Here is a 17,841-nt window from a genome sequence, read left to right on the forward strand (position 1 = left end):
CAACTTTATCAATTTATCGCTTTATTACTTTACTATACTAAAATATTATCAATTAAAATTAAAAATGTCAACAAAAAATTAAGAACATTTCCAACATAAATAAAAATTATATGTTATTAATGTTTTTATTTTAGATTTAATACTGAATGGTTTAAATATATTCCATTTTCCTATCTTTAAAATATACTGCTTTTAATCCACACAGCTCGGCAATTTCTAATGCATCTTTATAATTATTACCTATACTTTTTTCGCTGTGAGAATCAGAACCAATGGTTACATATTTGCCCTTAAGGTCTGCAAACCTTTTATATATTTCCACAAGACTTTTAGCTGTATGCTTATTTGAAAGCCTCCTTGTATTTATTTCTATAGCTATATTTCTATCAATAAGAGTGCTAAATATTTCATCAATTATACTGCTGTGTTCTCTATAATATATTTCCTTGTCCTCATATTGAGCATATCTACATATGTAATCAATATGTCCAAGGCTATCAATGTAATTATGAGTTTTAATATTATTTAACATATTTTCAAAGTATTCATGGTAAGTATCTTTCTTAGTTTTTCCTTCATAAAAACTTTTTTCATATATATCTATACCGTTCACAAAATGTATAGATCCCAATACATAATCAAAAGGATGAGATTTTTCTATTTTAGAATTTTCATCTATACAGTCATCTCTCATACCCAGTTCTACTCCAAGCAGAAGTCTATCATTTCTGTATTTACTATATTGTTCAAAATATTTATCTATATCAAATATAAATTCACCAGCTGCTGGAAAATTCAAATCCATATGTTCTGTTATAATAATTCCTAAATTTTCATCCTGTGACTTTTTAATAACCTCATCTATAGTAAGCTTAGAATCAGTAGAAAAGGTAGTATGAACATGAGTATCAAACATATGCAAAGCCTCCTATTTATTTTTATTTGTTAACTTTTTTTGTAGTGTAGCTGAAGTGCTGCATCAGCCAGCTATGAAATAAACTGCAAGAATTAAATTTATAATTTATTTTATCATATATAAGTTGTAATTAAAATTGTTCATTTAATAAATGGAAACTAAATGCTAACAGGTATATTCTAAAACTCTAAAAGTTTTAAAATATACCCGTAAATATATTATATCCATTCAATAAAACGTTTACTATTGTAATATATTAACAGATATCAATATTAACTAGTAGATATTATGTTATATAATTGTACTTAAATACTAAATTTCCATATGCATATGTGAAAAAACTCTTCCAGACTAATCAATTCATTATATCTGAAAATTCTATATTTACAATGCTGTTCTTATTATTTACTAAATCATGACTTTTTGAAATCTGTTTTTCATCTAATAATATAATTGGCAGTTCAATTAAAAACTCACTTCCCTTTCCCTCTTCACTTTCAACCCAAACCTTACCCTTATGCATTTCTACTAATGCTTTTACTATGGAAAGTCCTATACCACTACCACCACATTCTTTAGCTAAAGATTCCTTTGCCTGTATAAATCTTTCAAATATGCTATCTTTCATTTCTGCTGGAATACCTATGCCAGTATCTTTGACAGATATCAGTATTTTATTTCCTTTATCATAAACATTCACTGTTATCTTCCCACCTTGCTTTGTGAATTTAACTGCATTTGAAAGTAGATTTATAATTACTCTGCTCATTTTTTCTTCATCACAAGCAAGATATTTTTCTTCTATCTCAGTATCAAATATAATTTCAATATCTTTACTCTTAATATATTCAGCTATAGACATTACAGTATCCTCAACTATTGCCACTATATCACAATTCTGTAGACTTATATTTAAGTATCCTGAATCAATTTTAGTTATGTCAATTAGATTGTTTATGAGTTTTAAAAGTCTATAGCAATTTTGTTTAGTCATGTTTAAATATTTATTCAAATTTTTATCATTAATATTAAGCTTTTTAAAATTCATATCCAGTAATTGTACAGATGTAAATATAACATTTAATGGTGTCCTAAGTTCATGAGATATATTAGCAAAAAAATCCTTTCTTATTCTATCGGATTGCAGTACCTTTTCCAAAAGCTTTTCATTTTCTTCTGCTTTTTTACTTTCAGTTATATCCCTTGCTATAATTATTGCAAGTTCACTATCATAGGGAACAGACGCAACTGTTGCCTTCACAAAAAACATACTTCCATCTGCTGCTATATACTTCTCCTCTATAAAAGGACATTCTCCACCACTTGCCTTTATAGTTTCCATTCTTTTTTTTACTATTTGCTGATAATCTTTATGTACAAAATTTAATATGTCTTTTCCCATGATTTCCTTGGTATTTTTTAATTTAAATAAATTTAATGCAGCTTTATTTGCAAAAATACATTTATTATTTTTAGTTATTATAATTAAATTAGGCGTTAAACTTAAAACTGTTCTGTATCTTTGTATAGTTTCTTTAAGAATCACTGATGTAGCTTTCCTTTTAAAATTTTCTTTTTTTAATTTATCATTTATATTCTGCAATTCTACATTTTTTTTTTCTAATTCACTATTTAAATTATTTAATTTAGAAAACAATTCATTGTAAGGTTTTCTTATGGAAAAATTTATAATAACTTTATAAATTAAATAAAAACCTATAATTTCAACAAACTGACTAATTGCATATATACTTTCATATACATCTCCATAAAAATTACATAAGAGCTGAGCACTGACTATAAATATACTTGAAATAATCAGCATATTAAAAATATTTTTATTATAGTCTTTTCTATTTTTAACAGCTATAAAAATTATTAATATAGCGGAAATAGTTTGTACACAATTTCTTATAAGTTCAAAATTTTTTGTAAAACCTAGACTAACTAAACCAGGTGAGATTAATCCCCTATAGGTAATAACATATAACAAATTAATGATTCCTATAAACCCATAGGAAATTACAGCTAAAATTATTAAGTTATGTTTTAAATACTTACTAGCACTTACTGATGTAATAAATATATTTAAAGCTACAACAGCAGATATAATATCTACAATAATACGAAATGAGGAAATATCATTTTTGCTCAATAATATTAATATAACAAAAAAAACAAGTATAGCTATTATTTCTAATTTAATTTCTTTAGCCATATTAGAATTAATTTTAATTTTATGAATTTTTTCCATAACTTACTCCTTTATAGACCTTTTCTTATAAGAATATTTTAATTACATTGTTACCTACCTATCATTATAACAGTAACAATTAAATATACTAAATATTTAATTATATTTTTAAAATTTAATTATCTACATAGCATACTTAATTTTTCTTTTATCTTAGAAATGTCAACCTTAAAAAGATTATTAATCTCAAAACTAAATATTGCTACGAGATTTCTATACTCTTTCATATAAGGATAATTTTTTAATGTGGTATACTGCATTCCTTCAAGATGCTCATTTATTCTTTCTTCATATTCCATTAATTTGTTTATTCTAGAATAATAATTTATGAATTGTTGTATTTCTTCTTTGTTAAGTTCAGTAGATATGTATCCAAAGCCTTGAAGCCAATTCTTCACAATAGTTATATCTGTTATTTTTATTAATTCAAATCTCTTATTTCGAAATAACCTATAACTTCTTTCAATATCTGCTTTAAAAATTCTGGCATAATTTTTTGCTGTCTCCCTATTTCTATCCTGTAAAATCCTTTTTCTATACCATACTTCTACAAATAAAGCTAAGAAAAAACCTATTAAAATGCCTGTTATTATACTAATAATATATACTTTGGTTACATTAAATGAATTTCTTGAGTTTACATTATTTGTTCCAGTATCATACATTAGTAAGTTGGACACTAAGAATATACACAATAAAATAATTCCTATTAAAAAAATATTTTTTTTAAGGTAGTTTAAAATCTTTCTAATACGCAACTTTTGTTTTATATTATTTTTATGTATATTAATTTCAGTAAGCATATTGAAGTTTCCCCCTTTTTTAGTATAACATATTATTATACTAACTTCTTCTTATGCATATTATAGTATATTTTCTATTTTTTTACAATCAAACTTCTGTAAAACACCATTTATATTTTATGTATCTATAATATAAATATTGCTGTAGCTATTACTGCTATGATACCTAACGAAACAGGAATTATATTTTTTCTCACTATCTCAAATGGTTCTACATTACAAATAGCCGCCACAGGTACAACACTCCATGGAATTATAGTGCCTCCGCCTATCCATATAGTTATAATTTGCCCTAATGCCGCCAGTGAAGCCTCATCCACGTGTACACTTGAAGAAAAAACCTGTGCTAAAGTTCCTATTAAAGGTAAACCAGAAAATCCAGATCCACCTATTCCAAGCATACCACTAATACTAGAATGAATTAATATAACTGAAATCCTATTCATTTTTATATGTTGTGATATAAAAACACCTATATCTGTTAAAAATCCATTTGTATTTAAGCCAAGTATTTCTTGAGCACTTTCTTTACTCCCTAAAAAAAAGAAAGCTCCTATTATAATTACAGGCGCAAAAACCTTCATACTAAACATAGCTCCATCTTTAATATACAAGGTAACTTTTCCCAATGCATTTTTAAACTTATAGTTTACCATAGAGGCTACACACATTATGATTATGGCGGTTCCTCCAATTAGAGCAGTTGCATCTCCACCCTTTAGCTTAAAGATGTACATTATTATGACATCTGCCATAAAAAAAAGTGGTGTTCCTATGGCAATAATCTTACTACCTAATCTTGAATTATCATCTATATTCTCAATTTCACTTTTATCTATATTTTTAATTTTCTTTAAATCCCTTCCCATAATAACAGCAGAAGATATTACGGTTACAGAACTCATTACTATCCACAATGGAAAGCTTGCCCTTACAATTCTAAGTGGATCTTGAATATGGGCTGTCTTTGCAGTTATAGATGGTGCTCCTTGAATAAAATAATCGCTGGACAGTGCCATCCCATTTCCAAATAAATCCAAAGCAACAGCTGCCCACACTTCTGGTAAGCCACTTTTTATGGCAGCAGGAACCATCAGTGAACCTATAAAGGCTACTGCTGGTGAAGGCCAAATAAACCATGAAAATATAAGCATAGTAAATCCTAATATAAAAAATGCTCTTTTACTATTAAGCATAAGTTTTCTAATAGGATTTATCATTATTACATCTGCTCCCAAATCACTTAATGCCTTAGACATTGCATTAACTAGAGTTATAATTATTACTATTTCTAAAAATGCCTTACTGGAAGTAACTATTGCTCTATATAAAATCTGGATGGATGACATTATACTTCCACTATAAATGAAACCTATAATGAAAATACCAACTATGCAGGGAAGAACTACATCCTTTTTAAAGCACATTATGGTAATTATAGCAATTATCACTGCCACATAGATGTAGTGTATTAATTCCAAATGTATCATAATTCACTCTCCTTAGCTGCAATTACTCCATTTTCCACATCTGTCTCCAAAACATCCACTACTATTTTTTTCATCAATAATTTTTACTACTTCGCATCTATTTGAACATCCATCACATTCAAAGCTCCTTGAGTTAAAATTTCCACTGGCGGTTTTAAATCCCTTAAATTTAGTAGTACCACTATTTTTTTTAACTGTATTTTTCCCAATTATGGCTGCTCCAATAGCTCCCATTACGTTATAATATTTAGGAACATACAGTTCAACACCTAATTCCTTTTCAAAGGCGTGTTTCATCCCTATATTTGCAGCTACTCCACCTTGAAAAAATATTTTTGTTTTTAATTCTTTTCCCTTTGCAATGTTATTTAAATAATTTCTTACTAAGGCCTCACATAAACCCCTGATAATATCCTCTTCCCTGTAGCCCACCTGCTGTTTATGTATCATATCTGACTCTGCAAATACTGCACATCGCCCAGCTATTCTTACAGGTGTTTTGGATTGTAATGCTAAGTTTCCAAATTCCTCTATAGGTATTGAAATCCTTTCAGCTTGCCTATCAAGAAAGGAACCAGTCCCAGCTGCACATACGGTATTCATGGCAAAATCTGTAACAATTCCATCTTTTAAAATTATTATTTTAGAATCTTGACCACCAATTTCAATAATAGTTCTTACATCTTCTTCTATTTCCAAGGAAGCCACCGCATGGGCAGTTATTTCATTTTTTACTGCATCTGCTCCAATTAAAAATGAAGCAATCTGTCTTCCGCTTCCAGTAGTTCCTACCGCTTTAATTTCTTCATCACAATACTTATCTTGTAACCTTTTAAATCCTTCTTTTATTGTTTTTAATGGATTTCCCTTTGTTTTTAGATATAGTGACTCAATTACATTCATATTTTCATCTAAAAGCACAATATCTGTACTGACAGATCCAACATCAACACCTATATAATACATTTTTCTTTTCTCCTTTCAAGTAAATCAATAAACGCCTCTATCCTTGTAGAATAACCAGCTTCACCTGTCATTTCGTCTACTACAAGACTCATAATTGGAAAATCTTTATCCCTTGAAATTTTCGGTAATATAGCTTTAGCTACTATCTCTGGCATGCAGCCAAGTGGAAATATCTGTATTACTCCATCCATATTGTTTTTTTCAGCTAAAACTGTTTCCCCTATACATTCTCTTGCATGACCTCCTATATATAAGGGCAGATACTTTTTAGATGCCCTTCTTATATTTATTGAATTAATTCTTAAGGGTACTAAGGCAGCATCTTTAACCCACCAACTAGGTGTTATTCCCTTTTTAAGAGAAACACCGTAATCCATAAGCTTATCTTCTATATAAAGATTTGCAAAAGGTTCTAATATAGTATATATTTCGCCTATTATTGCTATGGTAATTGGATTTTTAGTTTTATCAATCTTAATACCTTTTAAATCTTTTTTATATTTCTCTAAGATTTCTATCATCTTTAATGGATCTTTACAGCTAGCGGCATCCTTTTTACAATTATTCAAAAGTTCTTTAAACTGACCTTTTTCTAATTCATATCCAGCTAGGTATCGTGCCTCACCTTCTATGTAGTCTATAAGTTTTATAACTTTATAAGCATTAAATAAAGCTTTAATTTTTTCATTTCTCGATTTATCACTAGCATCTGCTACCTTTCCAATTCTTCTAAGAAATTCTTTTGTGCCTATGTCTTTAGGCTGATCTATTACTATTAATTCAATATCACACCCTGCCCTTTTAAGGGTATTTCTAAATATTTCACAATATTCACCATACCTGCAAGGCCCGCAGCTTCCAGTTATTATAGCAGTATCTGCCCCAGCTTTATACCCTTGTATTATATTGCCAAACATAATTTTAAAAGGCAGACATATTTCATCAGGAGCATATTTTGCTCCAATTTCTAAAGCTTCCCTATTACTAAATTCAGGTACAATAAATTCGATGCCAAGTCCATCAAATAAAGCCTTAGCACCTAAATATGCATTGCCTAAATGAGGCATAGTCAATCGCATTAACTACACCTTCTTTCTAACATATCAGTAAAGGCTTCTATCCTAGTTTCCACTCCAGCTTCTCCTGTCTGTTCATCCACTTTGAGTACAAGTATTGGAAAATTGTTCAATTTATCCTTTATAAGTTCTATTACTACGGAATCAATGCCGCAGGCAAAAGAAGATATGTATATTATGCCATCAACTTCTTTATGTTCTCCAACATGAGCAGCAAATCCATAAGAATTTCTTGCAAAAGTCCAAAAGGGCCTTTTAAATAATTTATTCACTTCTTCATCTATAAACTCTTTTTCAACATATTCTTCCGTCACAACTCCGATATTCATTTCATTTAATTTTTTTATTATATCCATATTTATAAAACTATCATATATATTATAGGGATGACCTACTAAAGCAATTTTAAGCTTGTAATTTTTATCGCATTTACCGGAATTAAACTTTTTTTGAATAATCAATGAATCAACAAAGGCCTTTTCTATACTTTTCCTGCCCTTGTTTAATTTTTTACCAATTTTTTTTGAAAATTCCCACATTTTTTTATCATTTAGTCCGTAAATAGGTTCAGTGATAATCTGTGGAAGTTCTGGTATACTGTTTTTAATCATCTCCGGAAGTCCGCAAAATTTAGGACATATGGACTGCCCCTTATCTACCTCCATAAAACGTGGTATAAATATAAAATCACATTTATCTTTAATGGATGCTACGTGTCCATGAAAGATTTTTACTGGTAAACATGCATCATCTACAGAAAATTTCACTCCTAAATCAAGTATCTCTCTATTTGTATCTTCTGAAGTTATAATTTCTGCGCCAAGTTCACTAAAAAAATTATTTACAAAAGGATAATACTTATAATATAAAAGGCCCTTAGGAATACCTATTTTCATTAGGAACACATCCTTCCTTTAGGCATATTCAATAAATAACTAGTCAGTATGCTAGCCTATTTTGAATCCTACTGCGTCAGCAGAACCCTCAGATAGCCCACTATCCTCAGAACCTGTTTCCTTGTATGATTCAAAATATTCGTCGCATCTTTGACTTACTATTTATTTTCTCATGCCTTATTCATTTATTTTCATTATAAATTTTTGACTTCCCGAATATAAAATATTCATCCTTTGCTAATAAATTAAATAAATAATTGAATATCTGAATCAAAAGCATCCTTTAAATATTCGTCAGCTGTAATAATTTTAACTTCAGGGAGAAGTTCTTCTTTCTTAAATCCCATAACTTCCACAGACAATTTACAACCGTAGAAATTTACTCCCTTTTTAATTGCTCCTTTTAAAAATGCATCTAAGGTAGGTGTATCTGTTTCCTCCATCATCTTTACAAGCATTTTTTTACCAATACCACTCATATTCATCTTTGAAAGTGGAAGACTGTCCGGCCCCTTAGGTGTAACTATATCAAACATTTTTTCATAAGCTGTTTTATCTTCTAAATTCATCTTCTCTGGATCTCTTACAAGACACAATCCCCAAAAAGCAAAAAAAATGGACACTTCAGCGCCTACATTCTTGGCACTATTTGCTAGTATTAATCCTGACAGGGCTTTGTCATAATCTCCACTAAACATCAATAAATTTAATTTCTTATTCATTAATAAATTCTCCTTTCATTAAGGCATTCGAAAATAGAACCCGTTTTAACTACTTTCAGCTTATAATTTGCATAAAATAACTTTTTTATGCAAATTAAACAATAAATTTTACTACTTTTTTAGATTTGTCCGATGACTACCCACTCTAATACTCCCATCTTATTCAAGTGGGAGTAAAGAGTGGTTACGTCCCTGGATAACGACTTACCTTACCCTAAAGGACAACGAGTTCTAAGTATCGAAAATACCGATACTTAGAACTCTGTTAGTAAGCATCAGAGGTCATAAACAAAACCTCCACCTGATGCCAAGAATTCTGTTTATATATATTATAAGAATGGTTATGATATAAAAAAGAAGAAGTACAAATGATAGTACCATTTATACTTCTTTTCCATATTTATTTAAATAATATTCTTTATTTGTTACAATTTCTGATATAGCATCTACCATTAAATCTATTTCACTGTAATCATTGTACATTCCAAAGCTTATTCTAACCATACCTGGACGTTTTATTGAATTATCTTCTATATAATGCTCTTCTTCCTCTTCACTTATATTCAATAATTTTCTTACATAAGGCTGGGCACAAAAGCATCCATTTCTTACAGCTATTCCCCATTCATAAGAGAGTATTTTAGCTATTATATCATGTGGAATTCCTCTAACGTTAAAGGATATTATCCCAACTCTAGCAGCAAATTTATCAGCTACACAGTACAGCTTAACATCTGACAAAGCTTTAAGCCTATTTATTGTATATTGAGTTAATGACTCTTCGTAATTTCTAATGTTATTCATGCCTAGACTTCCCAAAGTTTTAATGGCTGAAAGCAGAGCTACTACTCCCATAATATTAGGAGAACCTGCCTCTTCTTTATCAGGTGGCGATTTCCATTTTATATAGTTGCGATTAACTATTTCCACCGTACCTCCACCAACATAATCTGGTGCTGAATCTTTAAATGTATCTATTGGACCAATTAATACTCCAGTTCCAAAGGGCGCATACATCTTATGAGCAGAAAAAACTAAATAGTCTATATGCTCTTCTGAATTGTGGGCTTTTACATCTATAGGTGCGTGTGGTACAAGTTGTGCTCCATCTACTAGAATTTTTGCATCATATCTATGAGCAAGTGCTGCAATAGAATATATAGGATTCACATATCCCGTAACATTAGATGCACCAGCTACAGTTACAAGTTTAACTTTTCCATTATTTTTTCTCAATTTATATTCTAAGTCCTTTAAACTCAGTTTTCCACATTTATCTACTGACACATAATCTATATTATATTTATTTCTCCATGGTAAGTCATTAGAATGATGTTCCATATCACTTGAAAGTAGAAAATTCTGCCTATTATCTTTACATAAAGTATTAGATAATTTATTAATAGCTTCCGTAGTATTTTTTACATATATAACTGTATCCTTTTCAATATCTCCTCCCACAAAATCCAATACAGTTTTCCTTGAACCCTCATAGAGCTTAGATGAAACTAAAGATTTATATCCAATTCCTCTATGAATTGATGAATACCATGGAGAGTAGTTAACAATTTCTTTAAGTACCGAAATAAAGGGAGGTGTTGTGGCTGCATTATCAAAATTTATAGCTGTTACAATATCTCCATTACTTATTGGAATTTTAGTATCTACACCTATAATTAAATTTCTGTATATAGATTTATTAAGATTATAGTACATATTCCTTCCTTTAAAATATTAATTCCCTAATAATATATTAAAAAAAATATATACTGTTACACTATATAGCATTTTACTTAATCAAATATATTGACAAATTCTATAGAATATATATCACAGAGGACATCTGTATTTGTTTCAGTTTGCCTCAAAATAATATAACTTATGCCAACCTGTGTTAATATACCACTTCTATCAGTCAATGAACTTGTTCCCAATAAAAATGTAACCCTAACTCGTCTCCCTATAATTGTTCTTAAATATCCCTGAGTATATTCAATTCCAAGAACTGTTGGAGATCCTGGTGCTATTGTGAATAACTCTTGACGTTCCTCAACGGTACTTACCTGATTTTGCACTGGAGTAACTCCTCTATTATTAAAAGTATTACTATCTTCATTTTTACATTCTTCAATTTCTGATAAATTATTATCAGGTGTAAATATTTCATCATCATATATATCTGCGTTTTTCTGCCTATAGAAATCATCATTGTAGTCTTCATGAGTCATAGAACTTCCTCCTTAAAACTTGCTTGCATAGTACATTATCTAGGTCTGAGCATATAATTCTGTAGGATTATAGAAACAATGCTGTAGCACTCTCACCTGGAAAATACCTGTTCCATTATAGGGAAAATTAGTAGGACAATTTGGATTAAAAGGATTAAAATACCACAATGAATTTCCTATAGTAAATAATCGATTTCCAGCAAGTGCCCAATCTGCTATGTCATAATGAATTTGCTCTGGAGGGTTAGCCCAAATGGTCTGTGGATTAGCCACTCCACCCAGTACAGATCTTACACAATCAAACTGTCCCTGTTGATATATTACCTTTCTAGGATCTCCTTGACCTATTCTCTGATATTCCCCGTAAGGTACTCTAACTCTATTCATAATGACGGTAGCTACTCCCTTCATTCCATTGTCTCCTTCACCACCAGCCTCACATTTAATTAGTCTTGCAATAAGCTCTCTATCTGAGTACGCCATATTTTCACCTCATTATTCAAAAACAATATAAACAGAGTTCTTGGCATCAGATGGAGTTTTTGGTTATGACCTCTGATGCTTAGAAATCGTTATCCAAGGACGTAGCATCCGCTATCTCCCACTTTCACAGAGTGCGATGGGAGTATTACGGACGGTAGTCGTCGGATAAAAAGTACATTAAGTAAAAATTATTCACTATATGTTGTAAATAATTAATGTAAAAATACTATAGATTGCATAGTATAAATTTATTTACAGCCTATGGTGATTTAATTATTTTAATTAAAAAAATCAACAAATTTTATGGAATAAATGTCACATAATACATTAGTATTAGTTTCTTCATTTCTAAGAATTATATAGCTTATACCAACTTGCAGCAATACTCCTGTTCTATCCTGAAATGTACCAGTCCCAAGCAAAAATTGTACTCTTACTCTTTTACCTATTTGAGTTCTTAGGTAACCCTGGGTGTATTCTATACTATCTACTGCTGGTGCAGCTCCACCACAACCAGTAGATGTTGTAGGTAATGTCACAGATGGGGTTGTAGTTCCTTGAGTACCTACAGTGCCCATTCCAGCTACAGTTCCACCGTTGCCACCTGCTGCAGGCATAGTTGTACTTGCAGGACTAACACTGGTTCCCATGGGACTGGTAGTTGTTATAGGTGTGGGAGTAACACTCATATTTGAATTATTACTTCCAAGTGTACTTCCTACAGGATACTGCTGATTTCTATTATCATCAAATATATCATCTTTCTCTTCTATGGGTACAGCTGGTATTTCTTCTGATGAAGAATCCTGTCTATATAAGGAATTATAATAAAATTCTGGCATAATAAAATTTCCTCCTAAAATATTAGACTCATACTATCATGTTATTCTCAACATACAATAATGTGCAGGATAATATAAATTTTATATAAAAAATTTATATTTTCAATTTATTACAAAGTATATATTTTAATTTATCAGGTTACATTATATATCGATGTCATATAGTTATTAAATATGAATTAACACACTATGAGGAGGGTACATTTATGACAATTAGTACAAAAAATAAATCTTCAAATGATCAGGAAAAATTAAATAGAATAAATGAACTTGAAAATGTTGTAGAAAAATATACAAGAACAGAAAGACATCTGGAGCAACATAGTGATATTGCAAATGATGATTCTATTGATGAAGCTAAAGATAAGCAAAAGAAAAGAAGAGATGAAATTACATCCCTGGAAAATAAAATTATTCATGAAGAAGGCGGGGCAACTAATGAAAAAGAGAATTTAAAAAAGAATATTCAGTATGGAGAGGGATATCTAGATCATAATGCAGATAACATGAGTAGATCTGATCTTCAAAATTTAAAAGATAGACAGGAAAACAGAAAGGATACTCTTAATACTTTAAAATAATCTGTCAGATACTTAGAATAATTAAGCTAAGCTAGCATAAAGTTTTCACTATACTAAGCTTAGCTTAATTGATGATTTCTTATATAAGCTTTGTCAATATCTTATTACTTCTCGATATAAATCTAGCCATAGCTTCGCCATCTAGTTGTTTGTGGCTCATCATAGCTAAATCGTAAATATGTTCACCTATTAATTTTATATCCTCTTTCTTACTTTCATCATTATTTTTTGAAAGTATTGACTTAACCAAATTATTCTTTCTGTTAAGTACTAAGGTCTCTTCATTTTGAAACATATTTGCAGTATCCATTCCCGGGAACATGCTATTCATTTGCTGCATCCTTCTTGATTCCTCTGAAAGTAGTATTACCGCTGGTATATCTTCTGATTTTAGACTTTCCACATCAACCTTTATTTTGTCATTATTCAAAATATTTTTAAATAGATCTTCTAAAGTCTTAGTTTCTTTTTCTATTTCTTCTTTATTTTCATCCTCAGAATTCTTATCCTTAAGAGTATCGGATATGTCTGAATCTATTCTGTTAAATTTAACTCCACTTTCCTTCATTTCAAGGAAATTTATGAAATGACTGTCTATTTTTGAATCCAATATAATAGCTTCCAATCCATTTTCCTTAAACATTCTTATATATTGAGACTGCTGCTTTTCATTATCCACATAGAATACTTTATTTTCATGTTTCTCTTTATTAGCTTCCAAGTATTCTTTTAGAGTCACATAAACTCCCTCAGTATTTTTAAATATAATTATATCCTTTACTTTGTCATAGAAGTCTTCTTCTTTCATACATCCATATTTAATGAACATATTTATATCATTCCAGAAATTATTATAAGTTTCTCTTTCCTTTTTATAAAGCTCAGTAAGCTTATCTGCTACTTTCTTACTTATATGTTTTGAAATTTTAGTTACATTTCTATCATTTTGTAAAAAGCTTCTTGAAACATTTAAAGGCAAATCAGCACAATCTATAACTCCTTTTAAAAGCATTAAAAATTCTGGAATTACTTCTTTAATATTGTCTGCTACGAAAACCTGATTGTTGTAAAGCTTAATTTGTCCTTCAATAGTATTTAGCTCATGATCTAATTTAGGAAAATAAAGTATGCCTTTTAAATTAAAAGGATAGTCCACATTTAAATGTATCCAAAATAATGGATCTTTGAAATCATGAAATACATCCTTATAGAACTGCTTATATTCTTCTTCTGTACATTCATTAGGATTTTTCATCCAAAGTGGATGAATATCGTTTAAAGGCTTCTCTTCCTCTTTTTTTTCATCTTTAGCTTCTGCAGCTTCATCTTCTAAATATATCTCTATAGGTAAAAATGAACAATGCTTTTGAATTATTTCACGCAGCTTATATTCATTTAAAAATTCGGTACTTTCTTCGTTTAAATGTAATGTGATAGTAGTTCCTCTTTCACTTTTATCAGAAGCTGACATTTCATATTCAGTACCACCACTACAAAGCCATTTCACTGCTTCTGAACCATCTATGTATGAAAGTGTTTCTATTTCAACAGTATCAGATACCATAAAAGCTGAATAAAATCCTAAACCAAAATGTCCTATTATTTGATTTGATTCATCCATTTTATCCTTATATTTTGCAATAAAATCTTCTGCACCTGAAAAAGCTACCTGATTAATATATTTTTTTACTTCTTCAGAAGTCATTCCTATACCATTATCAATAAATTTAAGTGTTTTTTTATCTTTATTAAATTTTACTCGAACACTATATTTTGTATCATCGCTTACTTTAGCCTCTCCTATAGCTGCTAATCTATTAAGCTTGCTTATAGCATCACATCCATTGCTTATAAGCTCTCTTATAAAAATATCCCTGTCTGAATATAACCATTTTTTTATTATAGGAAAGATATTTTGAGTATGAATTGAAATATTTCCCTTTTCTTCGTTCACCAAAATCACTCCTCGTATAATCAATATAATAAATAACCATTTAATTGAAATTTTTCATCATAAAATATTTTATTATTTTATAGCACGTAAGTCAAGTTTCCTTATGCTGCCACCTGAAATGATAATATTATTTATTGAATATTAAGTTTAATTAATATAAAGATCATAAATTAAACCCGTAAAATCTCATGCATTTGGTGAGTTTACGGGTTTTATAATATTTTTTATAGATTCTTTTTATTAGAATGTGGGTTTACTATCTAAATTATCGTTTTCATCTCCATTGGGATTACTTCTTAGGAATTCCCTTCCATTTTTAGCTTTACCAATATTTACCCCATCTATATCACCATTTCTTGTCATAGTAATGGCTTCTTCTATAGAATGAACACTTCCATTTTCAAGCATTACATCTGTTATGTCACCTTGACTATTTTTCTTAACCTTTAAAATTTTAGATTTATCACTCATAATTACCCCTCCTATATTATTAAATGACAAATTATTGTCATTTATATTATTTGAGGTAATTGTAATAAATATTCATAAATTGCTAAAAAATAATATATCTCTTATATTTATAATCATAAATGAATCTTATTTGATCAGAATTTGCTATTCACACTCTATTTAGAAAACCTTCACATTAAAAATTTCTTCTACGTATAATTCCATAAGTTTAATTAGACAATTAATAATTTTTATAGTATAGCTACATATTTTCCACTTCTTCAAGTGTAGGAAGTGCTGCAATTGCTCCAAGCTTTGTGCAGACTATAGCCCCTACCTTATTAGCAAATTTTACAATATCCTTTAATTCATCAAAATTTTTATAAAGTTCCTTTGAATCTTCTAATAAGGAAATTTTGTAAAGTAAAGAGCCTACAAAAGCATCTCCTGCACCTGTAGAATCAATAGATTTAATTTTAATGCTAGGTATTATTTCTGTTTTCTCGTCAGTACTAATTAATGTACCATCTTTTCCTAAAGTTACTGCAACAATTTTATTGCTCTCGCCTCTTAATTCATCTACAGCTTCATACATATCTTTTTTACCAGTTATTATTTTTAGTTCCTCATCGCTAACCTTTATAAAATCTGCAAATTCAATACATTTTTTTGATACCTGAACGAAATCATTTACATTATTTCCCCAAAGATTGTCTCTAAAATTAGGATCAAAGGATATAAAAATATTTCTCTTTTTAGCTTCCTGCATAATTCTAACATAGCTTTCTCTCATATCGCCACCAAGAAGCGCTGTTGCAGATCCAAAATGCAATACCTTATTTGAATATATTTTATCTAAATTCAATTCATCATATTTAAGACATCCGTCTGCCCCTCTATTAAATACAAAATCTCTTTCTCCATTTGATTTGAGTGAAACAAAGGCTAATGTAGTTTTCTCAATTTTATCCATGAGTAACATAGATGTATCCACATTTAGGTTATCCAAAGTATCTTTTAGAAATTTACCAAAGGGGTCATCACCTACTTTACCAACAAAGGATGCCTTGCCACCCAATCTACAAATAGCTGCAGTAACATTTGCTGGTGCACCACCTGCTTTTTTCTTAAAGTTTTCTCCCAAGTCTAAACTAGTATTTACATCTGAACATATAAAGTCAATTAATAGTTCTCCTATACACAAAACATTATTCATATAAATTTACCAGGATAAATTTTATGTCCTGGCACACCCCTCCTTACTATTATCAATAAACCTTACTTAGGCACATTCAAATAAATAACTAGTCAGTATGCTAGTCTATTTTGAATCCTACTACGTCAACAGAGCCCTCAGATAGCTCACTATCCTGGTCACCTGTTTCCTTGTATAATTAAAAATATCCGTCACATCTTTGACTTACTATTTATTTTCATATGCCTTAGCTGAAATTTATACTACCGCTAAGCTTAGATGAACTATCCATGAATGTACCACTGTTATCCATAACATATTTCATACCACTAAGTCTACCATTAGCTTATATAATTATCAATGCCAAAATATCCATATTATTAAAGTTAAAAAATGTTATTATTCAAACATCTTAAATTATAATAAGCTGTACATAAAATTTCATTAAGGAATTTATTATATTTTTTTCATTGATTCTTTACAATATATAATTAGTAATTTTTATTTAATTTTATTTCTATAAGATAATTATTCATATTTATAGTAAAATTTTTTGAATAAATTAACATATAAACTTAATATTATCAATAATCCATCCATAAAATTACTTTATAGTATTATTTAACTTAGTTTACCTATGATTTAATATAGAACAATGGTACAAGCTTTGTTACAATACCAATATGCATGACGTTCTTAGCTTTGTATAGAATCTATTTACCTTTAAGCTTAAGATCGTTATACATATGATGCTGTTATTATCAATAAAGACTAAGTAATTACAGCAGATAATACTAATACAAATAAAGCCGAATCTCCAAAAGGAGTACGGGGGAAATCATTCTTTGGGTGAATCTCATTAGACATTATAAAGAAATAACAAAACAAAGATACTGTTATTTCTTCAATATGCCTTTAGTAAAATGAGTAGGGTACCTCAACCCGAACCGCTAAGCTAACCTCGAAGGCTAAGGAGGAAAATTTT

At 29.5% G+C, this 17,841-nt stretch carries 16 protein-coding genes and 1 riboswitch; of the genes, 1 reads left to right on the forward strand and 15 read right to left on the reverse strand.

Annotation, left to right across the window (positions count from 1 at the left end; genetic code table 11):
- Window positions 1-151 precede the first annotated feature (151 nt).
- The 12 genes from ABF633_RS06260 to ABF633_RS06315 all read right to left on the reverse strand — a co-directional run bounded on the left by ABF633_RS06260 (window position 152) and on the right by ABF633_RS06315 (window position 12,676).
- Window positions 152-916: a histidinol phosphate phosphatase gene (locus ABF633_RS06260; protein ID WP_415522791.1), complete on the reverse strand. Its 765-nt coding sequence runs from the start codon at window positions 914-916 to the stop codon at window positions 152-154.
- 355 nt (window positions 917-1,271) lie between these two features.
- Window positions 1,272-3,170, reverse strand: a complete 1,899-nt coding sequence (locus ABF633_RS06265) for an MASE3 domain-containing sensor histidine kinase (protein ID WP_415522792.1) — start codon at window positions 3,168-3,170, stop codon at window positions 1,272-1,274.
- Between the two features lie 119 nt (window positions 3,171-3,289).
- Window positions 3,290-3,973: a hypothetical protein gene (locus ABF633_RS06270; protein WP_415522793.1), complete on the reverse strand. Its 684-nt coding sequence runs from the start codon at window positions 3,971-3,973 to the stop codon at window positions 3,290-3,292.
- A 125-nt stretch (window positions 3,974-4,098) separates the two neighbouring features.
- A complete protein-coding gene (locus ABF633_RS06275) occupies window positions 4,099-5,463 on the reverse strand; it encodes a hypothetical protein (protein WP_415522794.1) in 1,365 nt (454 codons plus the stop codon).
- Between the two features lie 12 nt (window positions 5,464-5,475).
- Complete coding sequence (locus ABF633_RS06280; protein ID WP_415522795.1) at window positions 5,476-6,429, reverse strand: acyl-CoA dehydratase activase; 954 nt, start codon at window positions 6,427-6,429, stop codon at window positions 5,476-5,478.
- On the reverse strand, window positions 6,417-7,508 hold the full coding sequence (locus tag ABF633_RS06285) for a 2-hydroxyglutaryl-CoA dehydratase (protein WP_415522796.1): 1,092 nt from the start codon (window positions 7,506-7,508) through the stop codon (window positions 6,417-6,419). Before ABF633_RS06285 ends, ABF633_RS06280 begins: the two co-directional genes overlap by 13 nt.
- Window positions 7,508-8,401 carry an acyl-CoA dehydratase activase-related protein gene (locus tag ABF633_RS06290; protein ID WP_415522797.1) on the reverse strand — a complete coding sequence of 298 codons (894 nt, stop codon included), beginning with the start codon at window positions 8,399-8,401 and terminating at the stop codon, window positions 7,508-7,510. The genes ABF633_RS06285 and ABF633_RS06290 overlap by 1 nt, the downstream gene beginning before the upstream one ends.
- A gap of 245 nt (window positions 8,402-8,646) precedes the next feature.
- Complete coding sequence (locus tag ABF633_RS06295; protein ID WP_415522798.1) at window positions 8,647-9,123, reverse strand: DsrE/DsrF/DrsH-like family protein; 477 nt, start codon at window positions 9,121-9,123, stop codon at window positions 8,647-8,649.
- Window positions 9,124-9,504: 381 nt separating this feature from the next.
- The gene (locus ABF633_RS06300; protein WP_415522799.1) at window positions 9,505-10,839 is read right to left on the reverse strand and encodes an aminotransferase class V-fold PLP-dependent enzyme; all 1,335 of its coding nucleotides are present in this window, start codon (window positions 10,837-10,839) and stop codon (window positions 9,505-9,507) included.
- A 77-nt stretch (window positions 10,840-10,916) separates the two neighbouring features.
- The gene (locus ABF633_RS06305; protein WP_415522800.1) at window positions 10,917-11,351 is read right to left on the reverse strand and encodes a hypothetical protein; all 435 of its coding nucleotides are present in this window, start codon (window positions 11,349-11,351) and stop codon (window positions 10,917-10,919) included.
- Window positions 11,352-11,390: 39 nt separating this feature from the next.
- Entirely contained in the window at window positions 11,391-11,834 is a 444-nt protein-coding gene (locus ABF633_RS06310) for a cell wall hydrolase (protein ID WP_415522801.1), read from the reverse strand.
- Window positions 11,835-12,112: 278 nt separating this feature from the next.
- Window positions 12,113-12,676, reverse strand: coding sequence for a hypothetical protein (locus ABF633_RS06315; protein WP_415522802.1), 564 nt, complete (start codon window positions 12,674-12,676; stop codon window positions 12,113-12,115).
- A gap of 206 nt (window positions 12,677-12,882) precedes the next feature.
- Between ABF633_RS06315 and ABF633_RS06320 the strand changes: the two genes are divergently transcribed.
- Window positions 12,883-13,257 carry a hypothetical protein gene (locus ABF633_RS06320; protein WP_415522803.1) on the forward strand — a complete coding sequence of 125 codons (375 nt, stop codon included), beginning with the start codon at window positions 12,883-12,885 and terminating at the stop codon, window positions 13,255-13,257.
- Window positions 13,258-13,336: 79 nt separating this feature from the next.
- On the opposite strand, the gene htpG is transcribed toward ABF633_RS06320, so the two are convergent.
- The 3 genes from htpG to ABF633_RS06335 all read right to left on the reverse strand — a co-directional run bounded on the left by htpG (window position 13,337) and on the right by ABF633_RS06335 (window position 16,877).
- Window positions 13,337-15,211 (reverse strand): molecular chaperone HtpG, encoded by a 1,875-nt coding sequence (htpG, locus tag ABF633_RS06325; protein WP_415522804.1) that lies wholly within the window; start codon window positions 15,209-15,211, stop codon window positions 13,337-13,339.
- 240 nt (window positions 15,212-15,451) lie between these two features.
- A complete protein-coding gene (locus ABF633_RS06330; protein WP_415522805.1) occupies window positions 15,452-15,682 on the reverse strand; it encodes a DUF3892 domain-containing protein in 231 nt (76 codons plus the stop codon).
- 241 nt (window positions 15,683-15,923) lie between these two features.
- Window positions 15,924-16,877, reverse strand: coding sequence for a carbohydrate kinase family protein (locus ABF633_RS06335; RefSeq protein ID WP_415522806.1), 954 nt, complete (start codon window positions 16,875-16,877; stop codon window positions 15,924-15,926).
- Between the two features lie 776 nt (window positions 16,878-17,653).
- A riboswitch (cyclic di-AMP (ydaO/yuaA leader) is annotated at window positions 17,654-17,841 on the forward strand.

The organism is Clostridium sp., assembly GCF_047718555.1.
Classification (GTDB): domain Bacteria; phylum Bacillota; class Clostridia; order Clostridiales; family Clostridiaceae; genus Clostridium_I.